General features: G+C 64.3%; 21 protein-coding genes. 9 read left to right on the top strand and 12 right to left on the bottom strand.

Features of this window, described 5'->3' with window-relative positions:
- Positions 1-109: 109 nt before the first annotated feature.
- Entirely contained in the window at positions 110-394 is a 285-nt protein-coding gene (locus AC56QP_RS24740) for an SCP2 sterol-binding domain-containing protein (RefSeq protein ID WP_489863086.1), read from the top strand.
- Positions 395-484: 90 nt separating this feature from the next.
- Here AC56QP_RS24740 and AC56QP_RS24735 read toward each other — a convergent pair whose 3' ends face one another.
- On the bottom strand, positions 485-1093 hold the full coding sequence (locus AC56QP_RS24735) for a GNAT family N-acetyltransferase (protein ID WP_489863087.1): 609 nt from the start codon (positions 1091-1093) through the stop codon (positions 485-487).
- 99 nt (positions 1094-1192) lie between these two features.
- The gene (odc2, locus tag AC56QP_RS24730; RefSeq protein WP_497108995.1) at positions 1193-2326 is read right to left on the bottom strand and encodes an ornithine/lysine decarboxylase; all 1134 of its coding nucleotides are present in this window, start codon (positions 2324-2326) and stop codon (positions 1193-1195) included.
- A gap of 542 nt (positions 2327-2868) precedes the next feature.
- Between odc2 and AC56QP_RS24725 the strand changes: the two genes are divergently transcribed.
- From AC56QP_RS24725 to AC56QP_RS24710, 4 genes are all read left to right on the top strand, one after another.
- Positions 2869-4065: an amidase gene (locus AC56QP_RS24725; protein WP_489863088.1), complete on the top strand. Its 1197-nt coding sequence runs from the start codon at positions 2869-2871 to the stop codon at positions 4063-4065.
- Positions 4066-4067: 2 nt separating this feature from the next.
- A complete protein-coding gene (locus tag AC56QP_RS24720; protein ID WP_091577813.1) occupies positions 4068-4967 on the top strand; it encodes a LysR family transcriptional regulator in 900 nt (299 codons plus the stop codon).
- Between the two features lie 175 nt (positions 4968-5142).
- Positions 5143-5811, top strand: coding sequence for a DUF1007 family protein (locus AC56QP_RS24715; RefSeq protein ID WP_091577814.1), 669 nt, complete (start codon positions 5143-5145; stop codon positions 5809-5811).
- The gene (locus tag AC56QP_RS24710) at positions 5808-6986 is read left to right on the top strand and encodes a nickel/cobalt transporter (protein ID WP_489863089.1); all 1179 of its coding nucleotides are present in this window, start codon (positions 5808-5810) and stop codon (positions 6984-6986) included. The genes AC56QP_RS24715 and AC56QP_RS24710 overlap by 4 nt, the downstream gene beginning before the upstream one ends.
- Before the next feature lie 39 nt (positions 6987-7025).
- Here AC56QP_RS24710 and denD read toward each other — a convergent pair whose 3' ends face one another.
- From denD to AC56QP_RS24690, 4 genes are all read right to left on the bottom strand, one after another.
- Positions 7026-8003 carry a D-erythronate dehydrogenase gene (gene denD / locus AC56QP_RS24705; RefSeq protein WP_489863090.1) on the bottom strand — a complete coding sequence of 326 codons (978 nt, stop codon included), beginning with the start codon at positions 8001-8003 and terminating at the stop codon, positions 7026-7028.
- 11 nt (positions 8004-8014) lie between these two features.
- A complete protein-coding gene (locus AC56QP_RS24700; protein WP_091577817.1) occupies positions 8015-8227 on the bottom strand; it encodes a hypothetical protein in 213 nt (70 codons plus the stop codon).
- A 92-nt stretch (positions 8228-8319) separates the two neighbouring features.
- On the bottom strand, positions 8320-9303 hold the full coding sequence (locus tag AC56QP_RS24695; protein WP_489863091.1) for a cation diffusion facilitator family transporter: 984 nt from the start codon (positions 9301-9303) through the stop codon (positions 8320-8322).
- A 29-nt stretch (positions 9304-9332) separates the two neighbouring features.
- Positions 9333-10019 carry a GNAT family N-acetyltransferase gene (locus AC56QP_RS24690; RefSeq protein ID WP_489863092.1) on the bottom strand — a complete coding sequence of 229 codons (687 nt, stop codon included), beginning with the start codon at positions 10017-10019 and terminating at the stop codon, positions 9333-9335.
- 83 nt (positions 10020-10102) lie between these two features.
- Between AC56QP_RS24690 and AC56QP_RS24685 the strand changes: the two genes are divergently transcribed.
- Positions 10103-11287 (top strand): pyridoxal phosphate-dependent aminotransferase, encoded by a 1185-nt coding sequence (locus tag AC56QP_RS24685; RefSeq protein ID WP_489863093.1) that lies wholly within the window; start codon positions 10103-10105, stop codon positions 11285-11287.
- Between the two features lie 148 nt (positions 11288-11435).
- A complete protein-coding gene (locus tag AC56QP_RS24680; RefSeq protein ID WP_489863094.1) occupies positions 11436-11810 on the top strand; it encodes a YciI family protein in 375 nt (124 codons plus the stop codon).
- A 33-nt stretch (positions 11811-11843) separates the two neighbouring features.
- Here the strand turns inward: AC56QP_RS24680 and AC56QP_RS24675 are convergent, their stop codons facing one another.
- The 3 genes from AC56QP_RS24675 to trhO all read right to left on the bottom strand — a co-directional run bounded on the left by AC56QP_RS24675 (position 11844) and on the right by trhO (position 14683).
- Complete coding sequence (locus AC56QP_RS24675) at positions 11844-12599, bottom strand: SDR family oxidoreductase (RefSeq protein WP_269904965.1); 756 nt, start codon at positions 12597-12599, stop codon at positions 11844-11846.
- 294 nt (positions 12600-12893) lie between these two features.
- Positions 12894-13634, bottom strand: coding sequence for a tellurite resistance TerB family protein (locus AC56QP_RS24670; protein ID WP_489863095.1), 741 nt, complete (start codon positions 13632-13634; stop codon positions 12894-12896).
- A 122-nt stretch (positions 13635-13756) separates the two neighbouring features.
- The gene (gene trhO / locus AC56QP_RS24665; protein WP_489863096.1) at positions 13757-14683 is read right to left on the bottom strand and encodes an oxygen-dependent tRNA uridine(34) hydroxylase TrhO; all 927 of its coding nucleotides are present in this window, start codon (positions 14681-14683) and stop codon (positions 13757-13759) included.
- A 177-nt stretch (positions 14684-14860) separates the two neighbouring features.
- On the opposite strand from trhO, the gene AC56QP_RS24660 reads away from it, so the two are divergent.
- A complete protein-coding gene (locus AC56QP_RS24660; RefSeq protein WP_489863097.1) occupies positions 14861-15499 on the top strand; it encodes a 2-dehydro-3-deoxy-phosphogluconate aldolase in 639 nt (212 codons plus the stop codon).
- A 72-nt stretch (positions 15500-15571) separates the two neighbouring features.
- Here AC56QP_RS24660 and AC56QP_RS24655 read toward each other — a convergent pair whose 3' ends face one another.
- From AC56QP_RS24655 to AC56QP_RS24645, 3 genes are all read right to left on the bottom strand, one after another.
- Complete coding sequence (locus AC56QP_RS24655; protein ID WP_489863098.1) at positions 15572-15766, bottom strand: hypothetical protein; 195 nt, start codon at positions 15764-15766, stop codon at positions 15572-15574.
- A 179-nt stretch (positions 15767-15945) separates the two neighbouring features.
- Positions 15946-17772: a peptidoglycan L,D-endopeptidase MepK gene (locus AC56QP_RS24650; RefSeq protein ID WP_489863099.1), complete on the bottom strand. Its 1827-nt coding sequence runs from the start codon at positions 17770-17772 to the stop codon at positions 15946-15948.
- Positions 17773-18221: 449 nt separating this feature from the next.
- Positions 18222-19760, bottom strand: a complete 1539-nt coding sequence (locus AC56QP_RS24645; RefSeq protein ID WP_489863100.1) for a sigma-54-dependent transcriptional regulator — start codon at positions 19758-19760, stop codon at positions 18222-18224.
- Between the two features lie 156 nt (positions 19761-19916).
- Here AC56QP_RS24645 and AC56QP_RS24640 point away from each other — a divergent pair, with 156 nt between their 5' ends.
- Positions 19917-21755, top strand: a complete 1839-nt coding sequence (locus AC56QP_RS24640; RefSeq protein WP_489863101.1) for a M3 family oligoendopeptidase — start codon at positions 19917-19919, stop codon at positions 21753-21755.
- The last annotated feature ends 100 nt before the right edge of the window (positions 21756-21855 follow it).

Below are 21855 nucleotides of genomic sequence, written 5' to 3'. Positions count from 1 at the left end.
ACCCAAAGCTATATGCGGCAGCGACCAGGATCGCGAAAAACACGGCATGGGGCTTCGGCCGGATCGAAGCGTCGGTGCGCGACAGATGCAACCAGACAAGGAGAACAGCGTGAGCGTTCAGGAGATTGCCGAGAAGATCAGGTCGCGCGTGGCCAGCAGCGGGTTCGATCGTTCCGTGAAGTTCGACACCGGCGGCGACGGCGTCATCGTCATCGACGGCGCGACCATTTCGACCACCGACGCCCCCGCCGATTGCACCATCAAGCTCTCGCTCGACGATCTGGATTCGCTGATATCAGGCGACCTGAACCCGACGATGGCGTTCATGACCGGCAAGATCAAGGTCGAAGGCGACATGACCGTCGCCATGGCGCTCAGCCAGCTGCTGGGCTGATCGATTTCAGACACACAAAACGCCGCCCGACCGGCGGCGTTTTGTTTTGGACGATAAGCCAAGTACCCGCTTTAAGCTGCCCTTGCAGCCTCAGGCCGCCGACGTCAGCTCCTGTGCCTTCAGCTTGCGTCCCGCCGCTTTCAGCGTGCCTTGCACACCGTCGAGCGCGCCGTCCACCAGTTCCAGCGCCAGCAGGCGGTGCCGTTCATAGGGTCCCGGCATGGCAAGCGAACCGGTCCTGGCGGCCGAGAATCCGAAGCGCCCGTAGTAGGGCTCGTCGCCGACCAGCAGGATCGCGGCGTGGCCGAGGCGCGCCGCCTCGGCGATTGCATGGCGCATCAGCGCCGAGCCGATGCCGGCACTCTTGAGCGATGGGGCGACGGCGAGCGGGCCAAGCAGCAGCGCTGCCGGACCGCCCTCGCCCAGCGTGACGTCCCACAGCCGCACCGTGCCGGCCACGGCGCTGGACGCATCGCGCGCGACGAAGGCAAGGCCTTCCGAAGGGCGCCGGCCACGCCGCAGCTTTTCCGACGACTTTGCCTTGCGCTTCGGCCCCATGGCATCGTCGAGCAAGGCTTCGCGTGCCGTGACGTCGGCCGCGGTTTCGGCAACGATGGCAACAGCGCCGGCCACCTCTCCCCCAAGGGAGGAGATCGACCAGTGCGCGGCGCCTTCAACAGTGAAATTTGCAATGTCCATTTCCGCAATCCCTGGCGAGCGGAGATCTGTTCCACAAGCGAGCCGAGGCGGGCGATCTCTTCGCCCGCGCCGGATGATCTGATCGGCTCTTGCGAACCGTCAGATCACGTAGGATCGGAGAGGCTCGAAGCCGTTGAAGGCGACCGCCGAATAGGTGGTCGTGTAGGCACCGGTGCCTTCGATCAGCACCTCGTCGCCGATGGTCAGCGACAAGGGCAGCGGATAAGGCGTCTTCTCGTACATCACGTCGGCCGAATCGCAGGTCGGGCCGGCGAGCACGCAAGGTGCGGTCTCCGTGCCGTCATGGCGGGTGACGAGGGGATAGCGGATCGCCTCGTCCATCGTCTCGGCCAGGCCGCCGAACTTGCCGATGTCGAGGAACACCCAGCGCACATTGTCGTTGTCGGCCTTCTTCGAGATCAGCACGACTTCCGACTTGATGACGCCGGCGTTCCCCACCATGCCACGGCCCGGCTCGATGATGGTTTCCGGAATGGCATTGCCGAAATGCTTGCGCAGCGCCGAAAAGATCGCCTGGCCATAGGCCTGGGCGGCCGGCACGTCACGCAGATAGCGCGTCGGGAAACCGCCACCCATGTTGACCATCTTGAGCACAATGCCTTCCTCGGCGAGCGTCGTGAACACCGCCTTGGCGTCGGCGAGCGCACGATCCCAGGCGGTCAGGTCGGTCTGCTGCGAGCCGACATGGAACGATACGCCATAGGCGTCGAGGCCGAGCCCCTTGGCATGGCGCAGCACGTCGACGGCCATCGCCGGCACGCAGCCGAACTTGCGCGACAGCGGCCACTCGGCGCCTTCGCCATCGGTCAGCACGCGACAGAACACGCGCGCGCCGGGAGCGACGCGAGCGATCTTTTCGACCTCTTCGACGCAATCGACCGCGAACAGCTTGATACCGAGCTGGTAGGCGCGCGCGATATCACGCTCCTTCTTGATGGTGTTGCCGAAGGAAATGCGGTCCGCCGGCGCACCGGCGTCCATGGCCATCTCGACTTCGGCAACGGAAGCGGTGTCGAAGGACGAGCCCATCGCAGCAAGCAGGCGCAGGATTTCCGGCGCCGGGTTTGCTTTCACCGCATAGTAGATCTTCGGATCGGGGAGCGCCTTCTCGAAGGCGCGGAAATTGTCGCGCACGACATCGAGGTCGACCACGAGGCAGGGGCCGGTCGGACGTCGGGTGGCGAGGAAGTCAAGGATGCGCTGGGTAGCCATCGGGTCTCTCCATCAGCGCCTCTCGGCGCGCACAAAGGCTGCGGGACGCGGGCCCTCGGCCTCGCGAACACGCGGTGGACAAAGGCGGGACGGAAATCCATGGAACCAGCCGGTGGAGACCCCGGAACCATGAAACGCCGTCTCGCGGCGGTGAACCTTGGCCTTGCCCGGCCTCGGTTCGCTTTGTCTGCCTTGGCTTGGATTGGGAGACCCCGTTCCGCACTGCCGGCAATGAAGGTGTGCCTCTTCAGTAACCCCGGTCTTTGGACAACCGGCAGAACACCAGAAAGGCCCGCACCGTCGTTGCTTCAAGGTGTCCTCGATCTGGCGGTTGGCCGCTAAACCGACTGGAGGGGTTGGCTCCAGCTACCTTACCGATTTCCCTCACCATTCGAGGATCGGCGGACACCCACAGGCACGTGCGACTTTGGGCAAGCGCGATATAAGAGCGAAGCGTTTCACAATCAATAAAAATCGCATCCAAGGTTGTAAAATTTCCGGCATCGAACAATGTTGCGACAACCGTATCCGGATATCGAACGATGACAGGCACGCACGGCCCTCTCAACGCCTTTCTCGATCTTCCCCAGATGCCGGTGGCACATGCCGAGCTCGGACCGCTTGCCGGCCTGCGGCTGGCCGTCAAGGACATCTACGACGTTGCCGGTTACCGCACTGGCTGCGGCAATCTACGGAAATTCGCCGAAAGCGATGCCGCCTCGCGCACCGCGCCCGCCGTGCAGATGATTCTCGATGCCGGCGCACGCTTCGTCGGCAAGACCCAGACCGACGAGCTCGCCTTCGCGCTGTTCGGCCAGAATGCGCATTTTTCGTTTCCGGTGAACCCGGCAGCGCCCGACCGCGTCACCGGCGGCTCATCGTCGGGATCGGCGGCGGCGGTGGCGGGCAGGCTGGCCGACATCGCGACCGGCTCCGACACCGGCGGCTCGATCCGCGCGCCGGCGAGCTTTTGCGGACTGATTGGCCTGCGCACCACGCATGGACGCATCTCGCTCGGCGGCGCCATGCAACTGGCGCCGAGCTTCGACACGTTCGGCTGGTTCGCCGACGACATCGAGACCTACGAGACGGTCGGCAAGCTGTTGCTCGGCCGCGACCCGCACCACCACCCCTTGGACCGTCCGCTGTCGCTGGACTGGCTGGACGATCTGGTCGCCCGCCCGGCGATTGCCGAATATGCTGACATGAAGGCGCTGGCGAGCGCGGTTTTCGGCACGCCGGCGGCGCCGGAAACGCCCTTCACCTCGTCTCCGGATGAACTCTACTGGTGCTTTCGCCGGCTGCAGGCCAAGGAGGCTTGGGCGGTGCACGGGCAATGGATCACCAGTGCCGAGCGCGACCTCGGCCCCGGCGTCGAGGAACGTTTCGGCTTTGGCCGTGCCGTCGACGACCGAACGGCGCAGGGCGAGATGGTGCGCCGGCTGACCTTTCGCGGCGAACTGGCCGCCCTGCTCGGCAAGGACGGCTTCCTTGTCCTGCCGACGGTTCCGGGCCCGGCACCGTATGTGGACAGCACGCCGGAGCAATTCCAGGCCTATCGCGAGCGGGCACTACGGCTTCTGTGCCTGGCCGGACTGTCCGGCTTTCCGCAAATCACCTTGCCCATCGGCTCGGTTGCCGGCGCGCCGTTCGGCCTGTCGCTGCTTGGCCCTTCCGGCAGCGACATCGCCCTGATACGGCTCGGCCGGAAACTTCTCGACGCGGCACGAAAGGCCTGACCATGGACACACTGACCCGCATGCGTGCCTTCATCGACGTGGTCGAAGCCGAGGGCTTTTCCGCGGCGGCGCGCAAGATCGGCCGCTCCAAGGCGCTGCTGTCGAAATATGTGCGTGAGCTGGAGGACGAGCTCGGCGCGCTGCTGCTCAACCGCACCACCCGCCAGTTCTCGATGACCGAGGCCGGCCACACCTACTACCGGCGCGCCTCGGAGATTGTGCGCGAGGTCGACAGCCTGGCCGACGCCGTGCGCGAATCCTCCGGCGACGTGCGCGGCCGGATCAAGCTGTCGGCGCCGCGCACCTTCGCCGACGCGCCGATCGGCCAGTCGCTGATCGACTTCGCCAAGCAGCACCCCGACATCGTGCTCGACATCCAGCTCGACGACCGTTTCGTCGATCTCGTCGAGGAAGGCTTCGATCTTGCGGTGCGCATCTCGCGGCTGGAGAACTCGTCGCTGATCGCCAGGCGCCTGGCGCCGTTTTCGATAAAGCTGTGCGCTTCCCCCGAGCTGATCGCCAAGCATGGCACGCCGACACGGCCGCAGGACCTTGGCCGCATGCCATGCATCATCGACACCAATGGCCGAGGCCTGAACAACTGGCCGTTCAAGGGTGACAATGGCGATCCGATAAGCGTTTCGGTATCGGGCCCGATCGAAGTCAACAGCCCGATGACGGCGCGCGCGGCGGCGGTGGCGGGGTTGGGATTTTCCGTCCTGCCGGACTTCATCGCCGCGCCCGACATCGAGAGCGGCCGGCTGGTGACGGTGCTGGATGACCGCATCCTGTCCGGCGGGGGCATTTTCGCCGTCTACCCGCATCGCCGCTATCTGCCGGCGAAGGTCCGCGTCTTCGTCGATTTCCTGGTGCAGTGGTTCAGGACGCGCGAGGCTGCCTGACCAGGCTCAGCCGCCAAAGCGCGTTGCGCCGCAACGCGCTTTGGGTCTTTTCTTGTGCGTGTAGATGTCCCCAAGCCGCCACGCCATCTGGGTGACAAGCACCAGCGGTCCCAATTTCGCCCCCTTTCTGGTAACTCTCGATATCTCTCCGAGGCCGATGGAATCGCGACCGAGAATGCATCTTAAACGGCACGCAATCATGCTGGCTTCGGCCTTGGCGGCGACCTTTGCCGCCGTCGGACCGGCTGAGGTGCATCCGCACGTCTTCGCCGAGGCCCGCCTCGACGTGATCCTCTCCCCGGATCACCAAAGTGTGAAGGCGCTGCGTCATCTCTGGCGCTTCGACGATCTGTTCTCCAGCACGGTGATGATGGAGTTCGACAAGAACTCCGACCTGAAGCTCGACGACAACGAGCTGAAGGAGGTCGCCGACACCGTCCACGCCTCGCTGGCCGAGTTCAACTATTTCCAGCTCGTCACCGTCGACGGCAAGGACGTGGCGATGACACCGCCACCGCATTTGATGGCCAATTTCGACAACGACCAGTTGATCATCCTGTTCGAGTCCGAACCGAAGGTGCCGATCAAGCTGGCCGGCAAGATCGACATTGGCGTCTACGATCCGACATTCTACACCGCGATCGACTTCACCGAGGATTCCAACATAACGGTTGAAGGCCTGCCATCGAACTGCACCAGCAAGGTCGTTCGGCCGGACCCGGATGAAGCCATCAAGGAAAACCAGAAGACCCTGACGGACGCCTTCTTCAACGATCCGACAGGCACCGACATGAGCAAGATCTTCGCCACCAAGCTTGAACTGAACTGTCAGCCAGAAGGATGAACCCGGTGACGAAACCGTCCCTGCGTTTGGCATTCGGCCTGTTGGCCATCACCTTCGCCATGATGCATTTCGCCAACGTCGCCCATGCCCAGAGCTCGCTCGGCATCGGCGTCAATGACGGCATGGCGCCCACCACCGGCCCGTTCGCCCACATCCTGATGTGGATCAATCTGCGGCAGCAGGAATTCTATCGCGCGCTGGCGACGGCGATGAAGGCGATGCGCCAGGACGGCAGCAAACTTTGGCTGCTCATCGGCCTGTCCTTCGCCTACGGCATCTTCCATGCCGCCGGTCCCGGTCACGGCAAGGCGGTGATCTCGTCCTACATGGTGGCCAATGAAGTGGCGCTGCGCCGCGGCATCCTGTTGTCTTTCGTCTCTGCGCTGCTGCAGGGCCTGACCGCGGTCGCCGTGATGGCGGTCGCCTATTTCGTCCTGCGCGGCACCGCCGTCTCGATGACCGATGCGGCCTGGTTCATGGAGATCATGAGCTTCGTCTTCGTCACCCTGTTTGGTGCCTGGCTGCTGTGGCGCAAGCTCGGCCCCTCCGTCCTGCGGCTGTTCGGCAGGGGCCCCGCCTACAGCCTGTCGGCGGCCCACGCCAGTCATTCCCACGGCGGCCACTCGCACGCCGGTCACTCGCATGCTGGTCACGGCCATTCGGCGCATGCCCATTCGCACGCCCTGCACGTTCATGACGATCACGACCACGCGCACGGCCATTCGCACGACCATCACGACCATGGTCATGGCGCGCATGATCATGCTCATCACGATCACGCGGCGGGCGAGGTCTGCGACACTTGCGGCCATTCGCACGCGCCCGATCCGGCGCTGTTGTCGGGCGATCGCTTTGACTGGCGCACGGCCTGGACGGCGGTGGCCGCCGTCGGCATCCGCCCCTGCTCCGGCGCGCTGATCGTGCTCAGCTTCGCCCTGCTCAATGGGCTCTGGCTTGGCGGCCTGCTCTCCGTGCTGGCGATGTCGCTCGGAACCGCGATCACCGTCTCGGCGCTTGCGACCCTTGCGGTGACCGCTAAGAACTGGGCGGTGTATTTCGCCGGCGATGGCCGCATGGGCAACCGCATCCACTCGATCGTCGAGATCGGCGGCGCCGCCTTCGTCTTCCTGTTCGGACTGCTGTTGCTGTCGGCCAGCCTGACGGGCAGCGTTTAGGTCTGTCCCATCCCGTTGGAACGGGATGGGTGCCCCTCCCTAACCAGGAATCTTGCCGCCCAGCTCATCCTCGATATGCGCGCGGATGATCTCGTCCAAGTTCTTTTCAGCGCTGAAGCCCAGTTCCCTTGACCGCCGCGCCTCGAATCGTGTCGGCCAGCCCTTGACGATCGCCCAGATCGTTTCGTCCGGCTCTTCGCGGATCAGGCTTACCGCCTCGGCGCCGGCAACGCGCTCCAATGCCTCGATCTGTTCGCCAACGGTGACGGCGACGCCGGGCATCGTCAGGTTGCGGCGCGGCCCGACGGCGGCGCCGTCGATCTGAGCCGCATGGATCAGGAAATTCACCGCCGAACGCGGGCTGGCATGGGTGTGCACGACGGAGCGCGGCACCGGCAGGATCGCCTCCTGACCGTTCAGGGGCTCGCGGATGATGCCGGAGAAGAACCCTGAAGCCGCCTTGTTCGGCTTGCCGGGCCGCACGCAGATGGTCGGCAGGCGGATGCCGATGCCGTCGAAGAAACCACGCCTGGAGTAGTCGGCCAGCAGCGCTTCGCTCATCTGCTTCTGCGTGCCGTAGGAGGTCAGCGGCGTCGGATGGAAGTCATCGGGGATGACGTCCGGGAACGGCGCGCCGAACACCGCGATCGACGAGGTGAAGACGACGCGCGGCGCAAAGCCGGCCAGGCGGATGGCGTCGAACAGCGCCCGTGTGCCGTCGAGATTGACGCGGTAGCCGAGATCGAAATTGGCTTCCGCCTCGCCGGACACGATGCCCGCGAGATGAAAGACGACATCGGGGCGCGATGCGACCAGGCTTTCGGCGGCACCGGCCACGGCGAGATCGCCGGTGTGAGCCGCGACGCTGACCCCGTCCATGATTGGCGCCTGCGGCGGCACGATATCGTGCAGGTCGAGCGCGGTGATCTTGCGGCCGCGCAGCATGCCGTCCTTGGCCAGCCGGGCGATGAGCTTGCGGCCGACCATTCCCGCGGCGCCAGTGATCAGAATGCGCATGTCAAAGACCTCTACTTACCCTGGTTTTTGCGCTGGTTGCGGGCCCGCAACCAGAACACCGAGAAAAACGCCAGAACGAAGACAATGCCAAAGGCACCGGCCAGCACGGTCGAGAGGCTGCCCAGTGCCAACATCACGGTCGGCAGATAGAAGGCCGCGATGCCGAACAGAAGCATGATCCACACCGCCGCGATGGCTGCATTGCGCGTGTCGCGGTCCATCACGCTGCACCCGGGCAGCGGCGGTCATTCATCGGGCTGGCTTTCAAAGCTTTGGAACTCCTGAGGCAGCACCGATCGACATCAATCGATCGGCCCTAGTGATAATGGCCATGATGCGGCGCTGCATGGTGCCCGCGATCATGATCGTCGTCGTCGCCTTTGTCGGCGCACTGGCCGAACTCCGGTTCCACCGTGGCATGGCTGATGCCGTGCTCGCTGGCAAGCCGCTTCTTGACGGCGCTGACCGCCTGATAGGCATCGACGCCCTCGCCAAGGCAGGCATGCAGCGTCGCCATGTTGCTTGTTCCGTCGAGTGACCAGACATGCATGTGGTGCACCTCGCGCACGCCCGGGACCGTCGTTTCCAGGTCCCTGGCGATCAGATCCCGGTCGAGGGTCGGCGGCACGCCCTCGAGCAGCACATGCGCGGCTTCGCGCATCAGCGACCACGCCGTGTACAGGATCAGCAGCGAGACCAAGACCGACAGGATCGGGTCGATCGGCGTCCAGCCCGTGGCCAGGATGACCAGCGCGGCAACGATCGCGGCGGCCGAACCGAGCAGGTCGCCGAGGACATGCAGGATGGCGCCGCGCATGTTCAGGCTTTCGCGGTCGCCGCCATGCAGCACGAAGAAGCAACCGATATTCACCACGAGGCCGAGGATCGCCACCACCAGCATCGGCCCGCCAAGCACCGGCACCGGCACCTGCAGGCGCCCCCATGCCTCGTAGACGATCCACAGCGCGATGACGAAGATGGCGATGCCGTTGGTGTAGGCCACCAGTGTCTTGACCCGCCCGAAGCCATAGGTGAGACGGCCGGTCGCCGGGCGCCCCGCAAGATGAAACGCATACCAGGCAAGACCAAGCGCGATCGAATCGGCAAGCATGTGGCCGGCATCGGCCAGCAGCGCCAGCGACCCGGTGAAGAGGCCGCCAAGCGCTTCGGCGATCATGAAGCCACCGGTCAGGCCGGCGGCGATCAGGACGCGTTTCTTGTCGGTCGAGCCATGCACATGGCCGGCCCCATGATCGTGCCGAGTATGATCGTGCCCGCTATGATCGTGGCTATGCGCCAATGACGAACTCCCGTTACGCCGAATTCAGCTCACGCGCCGAACTCCGCGCGAAAATCCTCAAGCCGTCGCTTCTGTTGGCCGTCACCATCGAAGTTGGCCGGATCGAGCCACGCTTCATAGGCATTGCGCAGGGCCGGCCACTCCTTGTCGATGATCGAATACCACGCGGTATCGCGGTTTTCACCCTTGACGATGAGATGCTGCCGGAAAATGCCTTCGAACTTGAAGCCGAACCGTTCCGCTGCCCGCTTCGATGGCTCGTTGCGGTTGTTGCACTTCCATTCGTAGCGGCGATAGCCGAGCTCGTCGAAGATGTATTTCATGAACAGGTACTGCGCTTCCGTCGCCGCCGGCTTGCGCGAGATGAGCGGACCCCAATAGATGTTGCCGATCTCGATGACGCCATAGGCCGGATCGATGCGCATCAGCGTCTGGCGTCCGGCGACCTTGCCGCTGGCCTTGTCGATGACGGCAAAGAACAGCGGATCCTCGCTGGCTTCCACTCTGTCCAGCCATGGCTGGAAGGCGGCGCGGGTTTCCGGCGGATAATCGGGCAGCCAGGCGAAGCGGCCGTCGACGTCGGACACGGAGGAGGCCTCATAGAGACCGTCGCCGTGTTTTGCGGCGCTCAGCGGTTCGAGCCGGGCGTACCGGCCGTCGATGGACTTGCGCGCGGGACGCGGGCGCGGCTGCCAATCTTTGAGATTTTCCGACACCGAAAGCTCCAATCCGTTTGACATTTGCCCGCCGAAGCTCACAAAAACGCACGCCAACAGTAAGAACCACACGGACGGGAAAAATGCTCCACACGATTTCGGCCTTCGACCGTCTCGGCGAGGAAAACGCCTTTGCCGTGCTGGCCCGAGCAACGGCACTCGCGAGCCAAGGCCGCGACATCGTCAATCTCGGCATTGGCCAGCCGGACTTCAAGACGCCGCAGCATATCGTCGAGGCCGCCATCAAGGCGCTGCGCGACGGCCACCACGGCTACACGCCGGCCAACGGCCTGCTGGCGACACGCGAGGCGGTGGTGCGCCGCACGCTGACCACCACCGGCGTCGAGGTCTCGCCCGAAGCGGTGATGATCCTGCCCGGCGGCAAGCCGACCATGTTCGCCGCCATCCTGATGTTCGGTGAGCCGGGCGCCGAGATTCTCTATCCCGACCCCGGCTTTCCCATCTACCGCTCGATGATCGAGTTCACCGGTGCCGCCCCGATCCCGGTTCCGATGCGCGAGGAAAACGGCTTTGCCTTCTCCGCCGAGGAGACGCTGGCGCTGATCACGTCGAAGACCAGGCTCCTGATCCTCAACTCGCCGGCCAACCCGACCGGCGGCGTTACGCCACGCGCCGAGATCGAGAAGCTGGTCAAGGGGCTGGAGAAGCACCCCGACGTCGCCATCCTCTCCGACGAGATCTACGACGTCATGACCTATGACGGCGAGACGCATTGCTCTCTGCTTGGCTTTCCCGAGATCCGCGACCGGCTGATCGTTCTCAACGGCTGGTCGAAGACCTGGGCGATGACCGGCTGGCGCATGGGCTGGTCGATCTGGCCGAATGGCGACAAGGGCGCCCATCTCTACGACAAGGTGCGCAAGCTGGCGGTCAATTGCTGGTCCTGCGTCAACGCGCCGAGCCAGTTGGCCGGCATCGCCGCGATCGACGGCCCGCAGGACGATGTCGACAAGATGATGCGCGCCTTCGACCGCCGCCGCAAGGTCGTGGTCGAGGGGTTGAATGCCTTGCCCAACATCTCCTGCATCACCCCAAAGGGCGCGTTCTACGCCTTCCCCAATGTCTCGAAGACCGGCTGGAAGGCGAAGAAGCTCGCCTCTGCCCTGCTTGACGATGCCGGCGTGGCGCTGATCGGCGGTCCCGATTTCGGCATCCTCGGCGAAGGCTATGTCAGGCTCTCCTACGCCAACTCCGAGGAGAACATCCTGCGCGCGCTGGACCGGATCGGGGCGTTCCTCGCAAAGTAAGGCCCAGCCTCCGCCTCGTGAGCCCATAGGATTACGGCCGGCTGCCATGGCGGTGTCATGAGCTGTCCGGAGTCGAGCAATCGAGACTGGGCGTGCATAACCAGAACGGTTACGGTCCTCGAATAAGGACCGAAGTGGGGTGCCCCGGATGTTCTATGCAATCCTTGCCTATCACGTGGAAGATGCGATCAAGGCGCTGACGCCGCAGGAAGATGCGGCCCTGATGGCCGACCTGCTGAAGATCAACACCCGGCTTCATGAGGCAGGCACGCTTGGACCGTCCGCGCGCCTGGGCGCGACCCAGGATGCCTGCACCCTGCGCGGTCCGGGCGACGGCATGATCATCGACGGCCCTTTCGCCGAGACCAAGGAACACTTGCTCGGCCTCTATGTCGTCGACTGCGCCACGAGAGACGACGCCATCGCGATCGCCCGCGACCTTCGCCGCGTCAATCCGACCGCCGTTTACGAGATCAGGCCCATTCTGCTCTTCAAACCCGGAGTGCCGCTGGTGGGCAAATGAGCCGGCGGCGAAAGCCCAGCCGGTGCCCGCTGCTCACCCACGCCCAACGAACGGCATCTTGGTCGCCATCACCGTCATGAACAGCACATTGGCGTCCAGCGGCAGGCTGGCCATGTGGACGACGGCGTCGGCGACGCGCTGAACGTCCATCACCGCTTCGGCGGCGATGGAGCCGTTGGCTTGCGGCACGCCGACCGTCATCGGCTGCGCCATGTCGGTCAGGGCGTTGCCGATGTCGATCTGGCCGCAGGCGATATCATAGGGCCGGCCGTCGAGCGCCAGCGTCTTGGTCAGCCCGGTGATGGCATGCTTGGTCGCCGTATAGGGTACCGAGCCCGGGCGCGGCGCGTAAGCTGACACCGAGCCATTGTTGATGATGCGGCCACCCATCGGCCGCTGCTTGCGCATGGCGCCGAAGGCGGCGCGGGCGCACAGGAACGAACCGGTGAGATTGACGCCGACGATATCGTTCCACACCTCGACCGGGATCTCGTCGATCAGTGTCGATTTGTAGCCCATGCCGGCATTGTTGAAGAGCAGATCGACACGGCCGAAGGCCTCCGCCACCGTCTCGAACAGATCATCGACCTCGCCGGCCTTGCTGATGTCGCAGGCAACCGCCAAGGCCTTGGCGTCCGTGGGACCGGCCTCGACGATCGCGGCATCCAGCACGGATTTGCGCCGCCCACAGAACACCGTGTTCCAGCCGGCCTCGAGCAGCGCCGTGGCGACGCTCTTGCCGATGCCGGTGCCGGCGCCGGTGACGATGGCGGTTCTTTGCTCGGTCATGGCTGTCCTCCTGGTGCCCAAAAGTGCGCTGCGTTTTTGGGACAACGACACGCATAAAACAAGGTGCCGCGCTTCCTCGCCTGATTTTCAGGGTTTGGCGCGAAGGCTTTGCACATAACGGCGTGATGGCAAGCGAGACCACCAACAGGTCCCGACAAAAAGGGCGGTCATTGGCGACCGCCCTGATCTGAACCGGGCTTGGGAGGAGGAAAGCCGGTCCGACTGCATAGAATCATGCGCTTCCTGAGTTAACGAAAGGTTAACGCCGGGGAAGGCGACCTGTGCCGATTTGGACTACCAGCGCGGATTGGGTGAGGTCCCGGCCTTTGGTGCCGGCACCTTGGCCGCCGAGACTGTCGCCTCGACATGATCGACCAGCGCGTCCGGCAGGCCAAGCCGGCCGGCAAGCAGGTCGAGATAACCGCGCTCGGCGCGGGTGTCGGGATCGACGGTGAGGCGCGACGCGGTGTAGAGTTCGAGCTTCTGCGCATCGGTCTTGGCGCCGGCCACCAGCGTGTCGAGATCGAGCGGGCTCTCCAGCTCCGCCATCAGGAATTTTTCGGCATCGGTACCGATCCCCGAGAGGCTCAGCTTGCCGGCGATCTTCTGGCGTTCGTCATCGTCGATATGGCCGTCGGCCTTCGCGGCCGAGATCATCGCGCGGATCAGGGTCAGCGTGAATTCGTCCTCGCCTTGCGGCGCCTGCGACGGGTGGAAGGCGGTGTCCTCGGGAGGCGGCAGCAATTCCGGTTCGCCAGCTGACGGCGCTTCCGCGGGTGCGTTGCCGGCCTTGTAATTCTGGTACGCCTTATAGGCGAGGCCACCGATCGCGGCCAGTCCACCAAGCTTCACCGCGGCGCCCGTCACCTCGCGACCGGCACCCGTCCCGAGCAGCACGGCAGCGAGTGCGCCGGCGGCCAGCGGATTGTCCTTGGCCATCTGCACGGCTTGCCCCGCCTTGTCGCTGACGGTGCCGCTGGTGCCGGGAATTTGCGAGCCGAGCAGATCGTCGAGAAGCTTCTTGGGATCGAACATCAATGCCTCCAGGATTGCCCGGCCGAACGGGCAGGTTTCGGACGTCGAAGAGGTAGGGCCCGAATCTCTGCATTACAATGACAAACCGTCGCTTTGCCGCAACCGACGAAACCAGCACGGGCCTAAGATCCGATATGCGGACCCCTGCCCCGTGCCTGCGCCAGTTCGACCTGACGCTGGCGCTCGGCATAGCGCTGGCGATCCTCGTCCGAACGGGCATCGAAGCAATGCGGGCACGAGACGCCGGCGGCAAATTCAGGTGACAACCGGTCGCTCGGCGTCAGTGGATGGCGACAGGCGCGACACAGCTCCGCCTCGCCCTCGGCGAGGCCGTGCGACACCGAAACCCGTTCGTCGAAAACGAAGCACTCGCCTTGCCACAGGCTCTGTTCGAGCGGAACATCCTCAAGGTATTTGAGGATGCCGCCCTTGAGATGGAACACGTCCTCGAAGCCGAGCGACTTGACGTAAGCGGTCGCTTTCTCGCAGCGTATGCCTCCGGTGCAGAACATCGCGACCTTGCGGCCTTCGAGCTCTGCCCGGTGCGCTTCGACCCAGGCCGGAAACTCGCGAAAGCTTGCCGTTGCCGGATCGACCGCCCCTTTGAAGGTTCCGATCGACACTTCGTAGGCGTTGCGGGTGTCGATGACGATCGTGTCGGGCTCGGAAATCAGCGCGTTCCAGTCGGCCGGCGCGACATAAGTGCCGGCGCTTGTCGTCGGGTCGATATCCCCGACACCCATGGTGACGATCTCGCGCTTCAGCCGCACCTTCATGCGGTGGAACGGCATTTCCGCAGCTACGCTGTACTTGACCTCGAGGCCGGCCAGTTCTTCGAGGGCTTCGAGATGCGCGATCAGGGCGGCGATGTCGGCGTCGCTGCCGGCAACGGTGCCGTTGATGCCCTCACGCGCCAGTAGCAAGGTTCCCTTGATGCCGCGCCCGCAGCAGAAGGCCGCGAGCGGCGCGCGCAATTCCTCGAAGGCGTCGAGCCGCGCAAACCGGTAGAGCGCGGCGACGCGGAAAGGTTGAGGCGTGGACGAAGTCATTGCCGAAGCCACTAAACGCTCATGCAAGCCGATTCAAGGCAGAGCCGTAGATCCTTCCCATATGGAGAGAAGAGCTGACTGATCCCGACTGCGTGACATCGCGACACGGCTGGTTTCGTGGACAGGAAAACGACCTTCTGCTAATCGGTTGAATTGTCCAGATCAAGGAGAGACGAAGTGCCCAGCAAGACCGAAAAGCTCCTGTCGCTCCTCAACGGCCAACCAGTCATTCCGGTGCTGAAGATCACCAACGTCGCTGACGCCGTACCGCTGGCGCGCGCTCTGGCACGCGGCGGCCTGCCGGCAATCGAGATCACGCTCAGAACCGCCGATGCGCTGGAAGCGATCCGTCGGGTGGCAGCCGAGGTCAAGGAAGCCATTGTCGGCGCCGGCACCATTCTCGATGCCCGCCAGTTCGATGAGGCCGCCGCCGCCGGCTCGCGCTTCATCGTCAGCCCCGGCATCACTCGCGAGCTTCTGGCCGCGGCCGCTGACAGCGAGGTTCCGCTGTTGCCCGGCGCCATCACGCCCGGCGAGATCATGGCCGCGCGCGAGGCGGGCTTGCGCTTTCTCAAGTTCTTCCCGGCCGAGCAGTCGGGCGGCATCGCCTCGCTGAAGGCCTTCGCTTCGCCGCTCGCCGATGTGAAATTTTGCCCGACCGGCGGCATCACCGGCAAGAACGCGGCCGATTATCTCAGCCTGCCCAATGTCGTCTGTGTCGGCGGCTCCTGGGTGGCGCCCGACGACTTGGTCAAGGCGGGCAAGTGGGACGAGATCGAAGCCTTGGCGCGCGCGGCGTGCAAGCTCGCGAACTAAGGCCTTTCCATACGACATGAAAGCCCGGCCGACTTGCGTCGACCGGGCTTTGCTGGATCGCCTTCAGGCCGCTTAATTGCAGACCCTGACCTTCTCGACCACCTTGTGGTGATGCCGCCAATGCGTGACCACCTTGGTCCGGCAGTGCTTCTTCATCCCGTGCATGTGGTCGTTGGTCTTGACGATCATGGTGGCGGCCTGCGTAGGAGCGATGGCCGCCGAAGCGGTTGCCAACGCAATGACCGATGCCATTAGAATGCTCTTCATGGGTATCTCCGGGTTTGAATGAACTTGGGAGAAACCGTTGAATTGGCGAGCAGTTCCACGGTCACTGCAATGTCAGACTGGCGTGATCGGACTTACAGGGGGCGGTGCGACCCGCGCCCGGCCGCGCAACAAAAAGCCGCGCAGGTTGCCCGGCGCGGCTTTGTTGATTGCTTGGTCCGTTACTTGGTCTGGAAGCGGGCGACCGACAGGAACTTGACGGCATTGCCTGTGAAGCGGTTGGCATCGGCCATCTGGTTACCCGGCTGGAAGCCGGCCGTGTAAACCTCGCTCGGCGGCGTATGCACGATATTGTAGGCATAGCCCGGCGCCGTCGTCGCGCTCGAAACGGTGGCGACAGTGTCGCCACTGGTCAGCGCCCAGCGAGCGGCCTGCGGCGCGGCGGCAACCACCATGGCCTTGGGGCCGGGTTTCAGGTCGCGGGCGGTGGCCCTCGATTCCTTGCGCGTCGTCTTCACGCCGGTGCCGATCGCGGCGACCGGGTCGGAGCCGGCCGGGCGGGCAGCGACAGCCTCGCGCGGCGATGCGGCATCGGCGCCCGATGGATCGTTGAAGGCCGAACGCGACACGGGCAAGGAAGCGACCTGGTAATCGTCAGCCGCTTCGCCGACCTGGGCGTTGGCCTCGTCGAGCACGGCCTTTACCGCATCCGGCTTGGTCGTCTCGGGCCGTGCCGACGGCAGCACCGAGAACGCGGCGGTCGCGGTCTTGTCTTGCTCAGCCGTATTGGCCAGCGCCATCAGCACATCCTTGCTGGGCGGCGGGGCCAAGTCTGCCGGCAGCGTGCGCTCGGGACGCCATGTCGGCAACGGTATGTTGTTGACGGCAACCTGTGCCGGATCGGCGGTAGCCGATGCATTAGCCGTGCCGAAAGGAACATTGGTCGGCGCCTGCGCGGTCGCCACGGCCTGTTCGGTGGTCGCCGTCGCATCCGCCGTGCCGAACGGCACGGTCTCAGGCGGCTGAGCGCCAATGTCGGCCTTCGGCCGCGGCGCGAAATCAGGCAGCGGAATCTCGCGGGCAGGCAACGCCGCGATGATCGTCTCCGGCGTATCCTTTTCCGGCTCCTGAGCCTGCTCTTCGGCGACCTGTGGAATTTCGGCGCGCTGCGCGTTCTCGGGCGCCACGATGGCGATGCCCGGCAGGTTGCTGGTCTTGGCTGCCGCGGCCGGCTTCAGGTTTCTAGCCTTGGGCGGAGGCGCAGCCGAAGCGGTTTGGACATCCGCGCTGTCGTCAGCCTCGTCGTCGCCGCCGCCAAAGAAAGCTGATAGGAACCCACCCGACTTCTTGCCGCTGCCACCGGCGCTGGCCATCTCGATGGCCGGAGCGCCAGAACCCCTGCGCGCCTTGTAGGAGGCAAGCGCCTGCTCGTAGCCGGGCAGAGGCCTGCCGTCGCTCGGCACATGCAGCGTCTTGCCATTGGGGAACAGGCTGACCAGTTCCTGGCGGCTGATGCCGGGCCAGTGGCGCACGTTGCCGACATCCATATGGACGAACGGCGAACCGGATGTCGGGTAGTAGCCAACGCCGCCGCCCTGCATCCTGAGACCGATGTTGCGCAGCTTCTTCAGCGGCACGCCGGGAATGTAGAAGTCCATCGCCTTGCCGAGCATATGCTGGCTCTTTTCGGCGACACCCTTGCTGCGGCTGCGCAGCATCGAGTTCGTCGACGGCGAACGATAGCCGCAGACGACCTGGATGTAGTCCGAGGAACCGCTTTCCCGATAGGCTTCCCAGACCAGGTCCAGCAGGCGCGGATCCATCTTGGTCGGCTCGTTGCGACGCCAGTCGCGCAGAATGATGTTGATCTTCCTCAGGCCCTCCGGATCGTAGCGGCCATTGCGCTTGTAGACGATCTCGGCCTTCTCATGCGTGTGGAGGTGGTAAAGCTTCAGCGAACGTGTGTCGGCGCTGGCGCCCGTCGCAGCCGCGGCAACAAAACCAAATGCGACAATCAACGCTGCCAGCCACTTCGGCCAGACGCTCACGTGATGGTGCCGCCCGTCTGTGTGTCGTTCGATTCTGTTCAAATCAAAAGGCCTTGCAGGCTGCCGTTTGTCCCCGGATTTGCCCAAACGGATGTGTCGTTATCACATCCGAATATCGATCCTAATGGTTAATCATCGCTTATTGAAGCCGAAATGCGGTAACACCATGGCGATATCCCGTCAAAAATTGTTCACAGAGTTTCTTGGTAAACCGCTGGTTTAGATCATATTTCCGCCCTCGCACGAAACACGATCTGTTACCGTTAGCCTTAATGCGTGAACAGGCCTGTCCATAGGCCTGCCGCATTTCCGCCAAACCCCGATACCGGGCCTGTTCTGGCATTACAAGCTGGTCCCGGCCTTGCGTGAGAGGCACGGTCCGGGTTTTCGGACACGGTCACCCACAAACAAACCGACGGGAATCCAGATTCGATCTGAATGGAATCTGGCTAGGAAGCAAGCCGTTCGACGCGGCCGGTTTCCGGGTCGATACCATATTCCTTGAGCTTACGGTAAAGCGTCGAGCGGCCGATGCCGAGGCGGCGGGCGACTTCGCTCATCTGGCCGTTGTAGTGATCGATGGCGAGCTTGATCATCTCGAGTTCGACGTCGGCCAGCGCACGCACATTGCCGCGCTCGTCGAGCGCCCGCAACGTGCCGAAGCGAGGCTGAAGCCTGGCCGGCGGATCGAGCTCCGTCATCGAGGTGGCCTCGCCCGGCAAAGCCTGCTCGTCGCGCTGGATGTCCAGGGGCAAGGACGGTGACGGCCTGACGCCGCCGGTATCGAGGTTGACGGTGCCTTCCACCTGCGCACGGATCTGCGGGAAGTCCTCGGTGGTCAGCACATCGCCTTCGCAAAGCACCGAGGCCCGGAAGACGGCATTTTCGAGTTGCCGGATGTTTCCGGGCCAGTCATAGGCCTGCAGCACGGCCAGCGCCGCGGCCGAGATGCCTTGCAGGCGATGACGCGGGTCGGCCGGCGCCACCTTCTGCATGAAATGCGCGACCAGATAGGGAATGTCGTCGCGACGGTCGCGCAGCGGCGGCACGAAGATCGGGTAGACGTTCAGCCGGTAGAACAGATCCTCGCGGAACTTGCCGTCCTTGACCTGTTGCAGCAGGTTGCGGTGCGTCGCCGAAATCAGCCTGATGTCGACCCTGACGGTCGATCGGCCGCCGACCGGATCGACCTCGCCGTCCTGCACGGCGCGCAGGAGCTTGACCTGCACGTCGAGCGGCAGGTCGCCGATCTCGTCGAGGAACAGCGTACCCGAATGCGCTTCGACGAACTTGCCGGTGTGCTTGTCGGTGGCGCCAGTGAACGAGCCCTTCTCGTGACCGAACAGGATCGATTCGACCAGATTGTCGGGAATGGCGCCGCAATTGACGGTGACGAAGGGTTTCGAGCGGCGGTCGCCGCTGCCCTGGATGGCGCGCGCCACCAGTTCCTTGCCGACGCCCGACTCGCCCTCGATCAGGATCGGTATGTTGGATGCCGCCGCCTTCTGGCCGAGGCGGATCACCCTGTCCATGGCCGGGCCGTGCGTGATCATGTCCTTGAAGGTCAGAAGGCCGCCGCGACGGCGCGACGTGCGCTTGACCTCGCCCTCGACGGCCTCGACCTTGAGCGCATTGCCGATCGATGCCTGCAACCTGTCGGGAGACGCTGGCTTGACGACGAAATCGAAGGCGCCGTGGCGCATCGCCGAAACCACGGTCTCGATGCCGCCCTGGGCGGTCTGCACGATCGTCGGGACATTGATGTCGCGCTCGCGCATCGCCTTCAGCACGCCGATGCCGTCGAGACCGGGCATGACCAGATCGAGGATGACCACCGAGACGTCGCGGGCGCTGGGCCCGTCGAGGACATCGAGCGCGGCCGCGCCGCCGTCGACGACGATTGCCGCATGGCCGAACCGCGTCACGGCGGCCTCGAGCAGCCGGCGCTGCACGGGATCGTCATCGACTATGAGTATGGAACCTGTCATGACTGGTACGACTACGCCCGCCCGAGGAATTCTGCCCTGTGGACCATCTTGGCACAGGGTTCTAAATAAGGTTTCAAAAAACCCGGTGAATGAATTCCTTAGGATTTGACCGGCTTCACGTTTCTCCTTGAACCTTGGTCACGGAAGGTGTTGGCAATGCGCATGGTTTCTGGTCGTCAGCTTGCGGCGCCAACGTCCAGTCAGGGCGCGGCCGAGCTTGGCGACCTGCCCGAGTGGAACCTTGCCGATCTCTATGCCGGCATGGAGGCGCCGGAACTGAAGCGCGACATCGCCAAGGCCGCCACCGACGCGATCACCTTCGAGAGCCGCTGGAAGGGTACGCTGGCAGCGGAGGCCGGGCGCGGCAGCGCCGGCAGGCTGGGCGAGGCGCTTGTCGCCTACGAGGCGCTGGAGGAACTGATCGGCCGCATCGTCTCCTATGCGGGACTGGTCTATGCCGGAAACACCGCCGATCCGCAGCGCGCCAAGCTCTATGGCGACGTCCAGGAGAAGATGACCGACGCCAGCGCGCACCTTCTGTTCTTCACGCTCGAACTCAACCTGATCGACGACGCGGCGATCGAAGGCGCGCTGGCCGCCGATCCCGCGTTCGGCCACTACCGGCCATGGGTGCTCGATCTGCGCAAGGACAAGCCCTACCAGCTCGAGGACCGCGTCGAGCAGCTCTTCCACGAAAAATCGATCACCGGGCGCGGTGCCTGGAACCGCCTGTTCGACGAGACGATGACCGACCTTCGTTTCCACATCGATGGCGAGGAACTGACGCTGGAACCGGCGCTCAACCGCCTGCAGGATGCCGACGGCGAGGTGCGCCGGCGGGCCTCCGAGGCGCTGGCTGCGACCTTCCGCAAGAGCCTGCGCACCTTCACGCTGATCACCAACACGCTGGCCAAGGACAAGGAAATATCCGACCGCTGGCGCGGCTTCGAGGACATCGCCGATTCACGTCATCTCGCCAACCGTGTCGAGCGCGGCGTGGTCGATGCGCTCGCCACGGCGGTGCGCGAGGCCTATCCGCGCCTGTCGCACCGCTACTACGCGATGAAGGCACGCTGGCTGGGCATGGAGGTGATGAACCACTGGGACCGCAACGCGCCGTTGCCGGATACGCCGCAGGCGGTGATCGGCTGGGACGAGGCCAGGAACACCGTACTTTCCGCCTATCAACGCTTTTCGCCCGACATGGCCGAGATCGCGCGAACCTTCTTCGACCGCAACTGGATCGACGCGCCGGTGCGGCCGGGCAAGTCGCCCGGCGCCTTCGCGCATCCGACCGTGCCGTCGGCGCATCCCTATGTCCTGCTCAACTACATGGGCAAGCCGCGCGACGTGATGACGCTGGCGCACGAGCTTGGCCATGGCGTGCATCAGGTGCTGGCCGGCGGCCAGGGCGCGCTGATGGCCTCGACGCCGCTGACGCTGGCCGAAACGGCGTCGGTATTCGGCGAGATGCTGACCTTCCGCTCGCTGCTCGACCAGACCTCCGACAGGCGCGAGCGCAAGGCCATGCTCGCCCAGAAGGTCGAGGACATGATCAACACGGTCGTGCGCCAGATCGCCTTTTACGAATTTGAGCGCAAGGTGCATGCCGAGCGCAAGAATGGCGAGCTGACCTCCGACAGGCTCGGCCAGTTCTGGCTGGAAGTGCAGGCTGAAAGTCTCGGGCCGGCGATCAAGCTGCGCGAAGGCTACGAGGTGTTCTGGACCTACATCCCGCACTTCATCCATTCGCCCTTCTACGTCTATGCCTATGCTTTCGGCGACTGCCTGGTGAACTCCCTCTACGCGGTCTACCAGAACGCCGAGCGCGGCTTCCAGGACAAGTATTTCGAGATGCTGCGCGCCGGCGGCACCAAGCATCATTCCGAGCTTCTGGCGCCCTTCGGCCTCGACGCCACCGATCCCGCCTTCTGGCAAATCGGGTTGGGCGTGATCAGCGGCCTGATCGACGAACTCGAACTGCTCGACGCATGAAACGCGTCCCGTAGATCTCATCTGTTCGCAAAGCAGTTTAGCCGGAATGCATATTGGGAACGGCTCTATTCTTGGCCTAAATATCTGTTCTTGAAGTACT

This window comes from Mesorhizobium sp. RCAM 05104, from assembly GCF_059683645.1.
The sequence above is the reverse complement of the archived record's forward strand: the minus strand, read 5'-3'. Positions and strand labels throughout refer to the sequence as shown.

Excerpts from the sequence above, each read along its gene's own strand:
- AC56QP_RS24735 (WP_489863087.1), bottom strand. The coding sequence starts at position 1,093 with ATGGACATTGCAAATTTCACTGTTGAAGGCGCCGCGCACTGGTCGATC.
- odc2 (WP_497108995.1), bottom strand. The coding sequence starts at position 2,326 with ATGGCTACCCAGCGCATCCTTGACTTCCTCGCCACCCGACGTCCGACC.
- AC56QP_RS24725 (WP_489863088.1), top strand. The coding sequence starts at position 2,869 with ATGACAGGCACGCACGGCCCTCTCAACGCCTTTCTCGATCTTCCCCAG.
- AC56QP_RS24720 (WP_091577813.1), top strand. The coding sequence starts at position 4,068 with ATGGACACACTGACCCGCATGCGTGCCTTCATCGACGTGGTCGAAGCC.
- AC56QP_RS24715 (WP_091577814.1), top strand. The coding sequence starts at position 5,143 with ATGCATCTTAAACGGCACGCAATCATGCTGGCTTCGGCCTTGGCGGCG.
- AC56QP_RS24710 (WP_489863089.1), top strand. The coding sequence starts at position 5,808 with ATGAACCCGGTGACGAAACCGTCCCTGCGTTTGGCATTCGGCCTGTTG.
- denD (WP_489863090.1), bottom strand. The coding sequence starts at position 8,003 with ATGCGCATTCTGATCACTGGCGCCGCGGGAATGGTCGGCCGCAAGCTC.
- AC56QP_RS24685 (WP_489863093.1), top strand. The coding sequence starts at position 10,103 with ATGCTCCACACGATTTCGGCCTTCGACCGTCTCGGCGAGGAAAACGCC.
- AC56QP_RS24680 (WP_489863094.1), top strand. The coding sequence starts at position 11,436 with ATGTTCTATGCAATCCTTGCCTATCACGTGGAAGATGCGATCAAGGCG.
- AC56QP_RS24675 (WP_269904965.1), bottom strand. The coding sequence starts at position 12,599 with ATGACCGAGCAAAGAACCGCCATCGTCACCGGCGCCGGCACCGGCATC.
- AC56QP_RS24670 (WP_489863095.1), bottom strand. The coding sequence starts at position 13,634 with ATGTTCGATCCCAAGAAGCTTCTCGACGATCTGCTCGGCTCGCAAATT.
- trhO (WP_489863096.1), bottom strand. The coding sequence starts at position 14,683 with ATGACTTCGTCCACGCCTCAACCTTTCCGCGTCGCCGCGCTCTACCGG.
- AC56QP_RS24655 (WP_489863098.1), bottom strand. The coding sequence starts at position 15,766 with ATGAAGAGCATTCTAATGGCATCGGTCATTGCGTTGGCAACCGCTTCG.
- AC56QP_RS24645 (WP_489863100.1), bottom strand. The coding sequence starts at position 19,760 with ATGACAGGTTCCATACTCATAGTCGATGACGATCCCGTGCAGCGCCGG.
- AC56QP_RS24640 (WP_489863101.1), top strand. The coding sequence starts at position 19,917 with ATGCGCATGGTTTCTGGTCGTCAGCTTGCGGCGCCAACGTCCAGTCAG.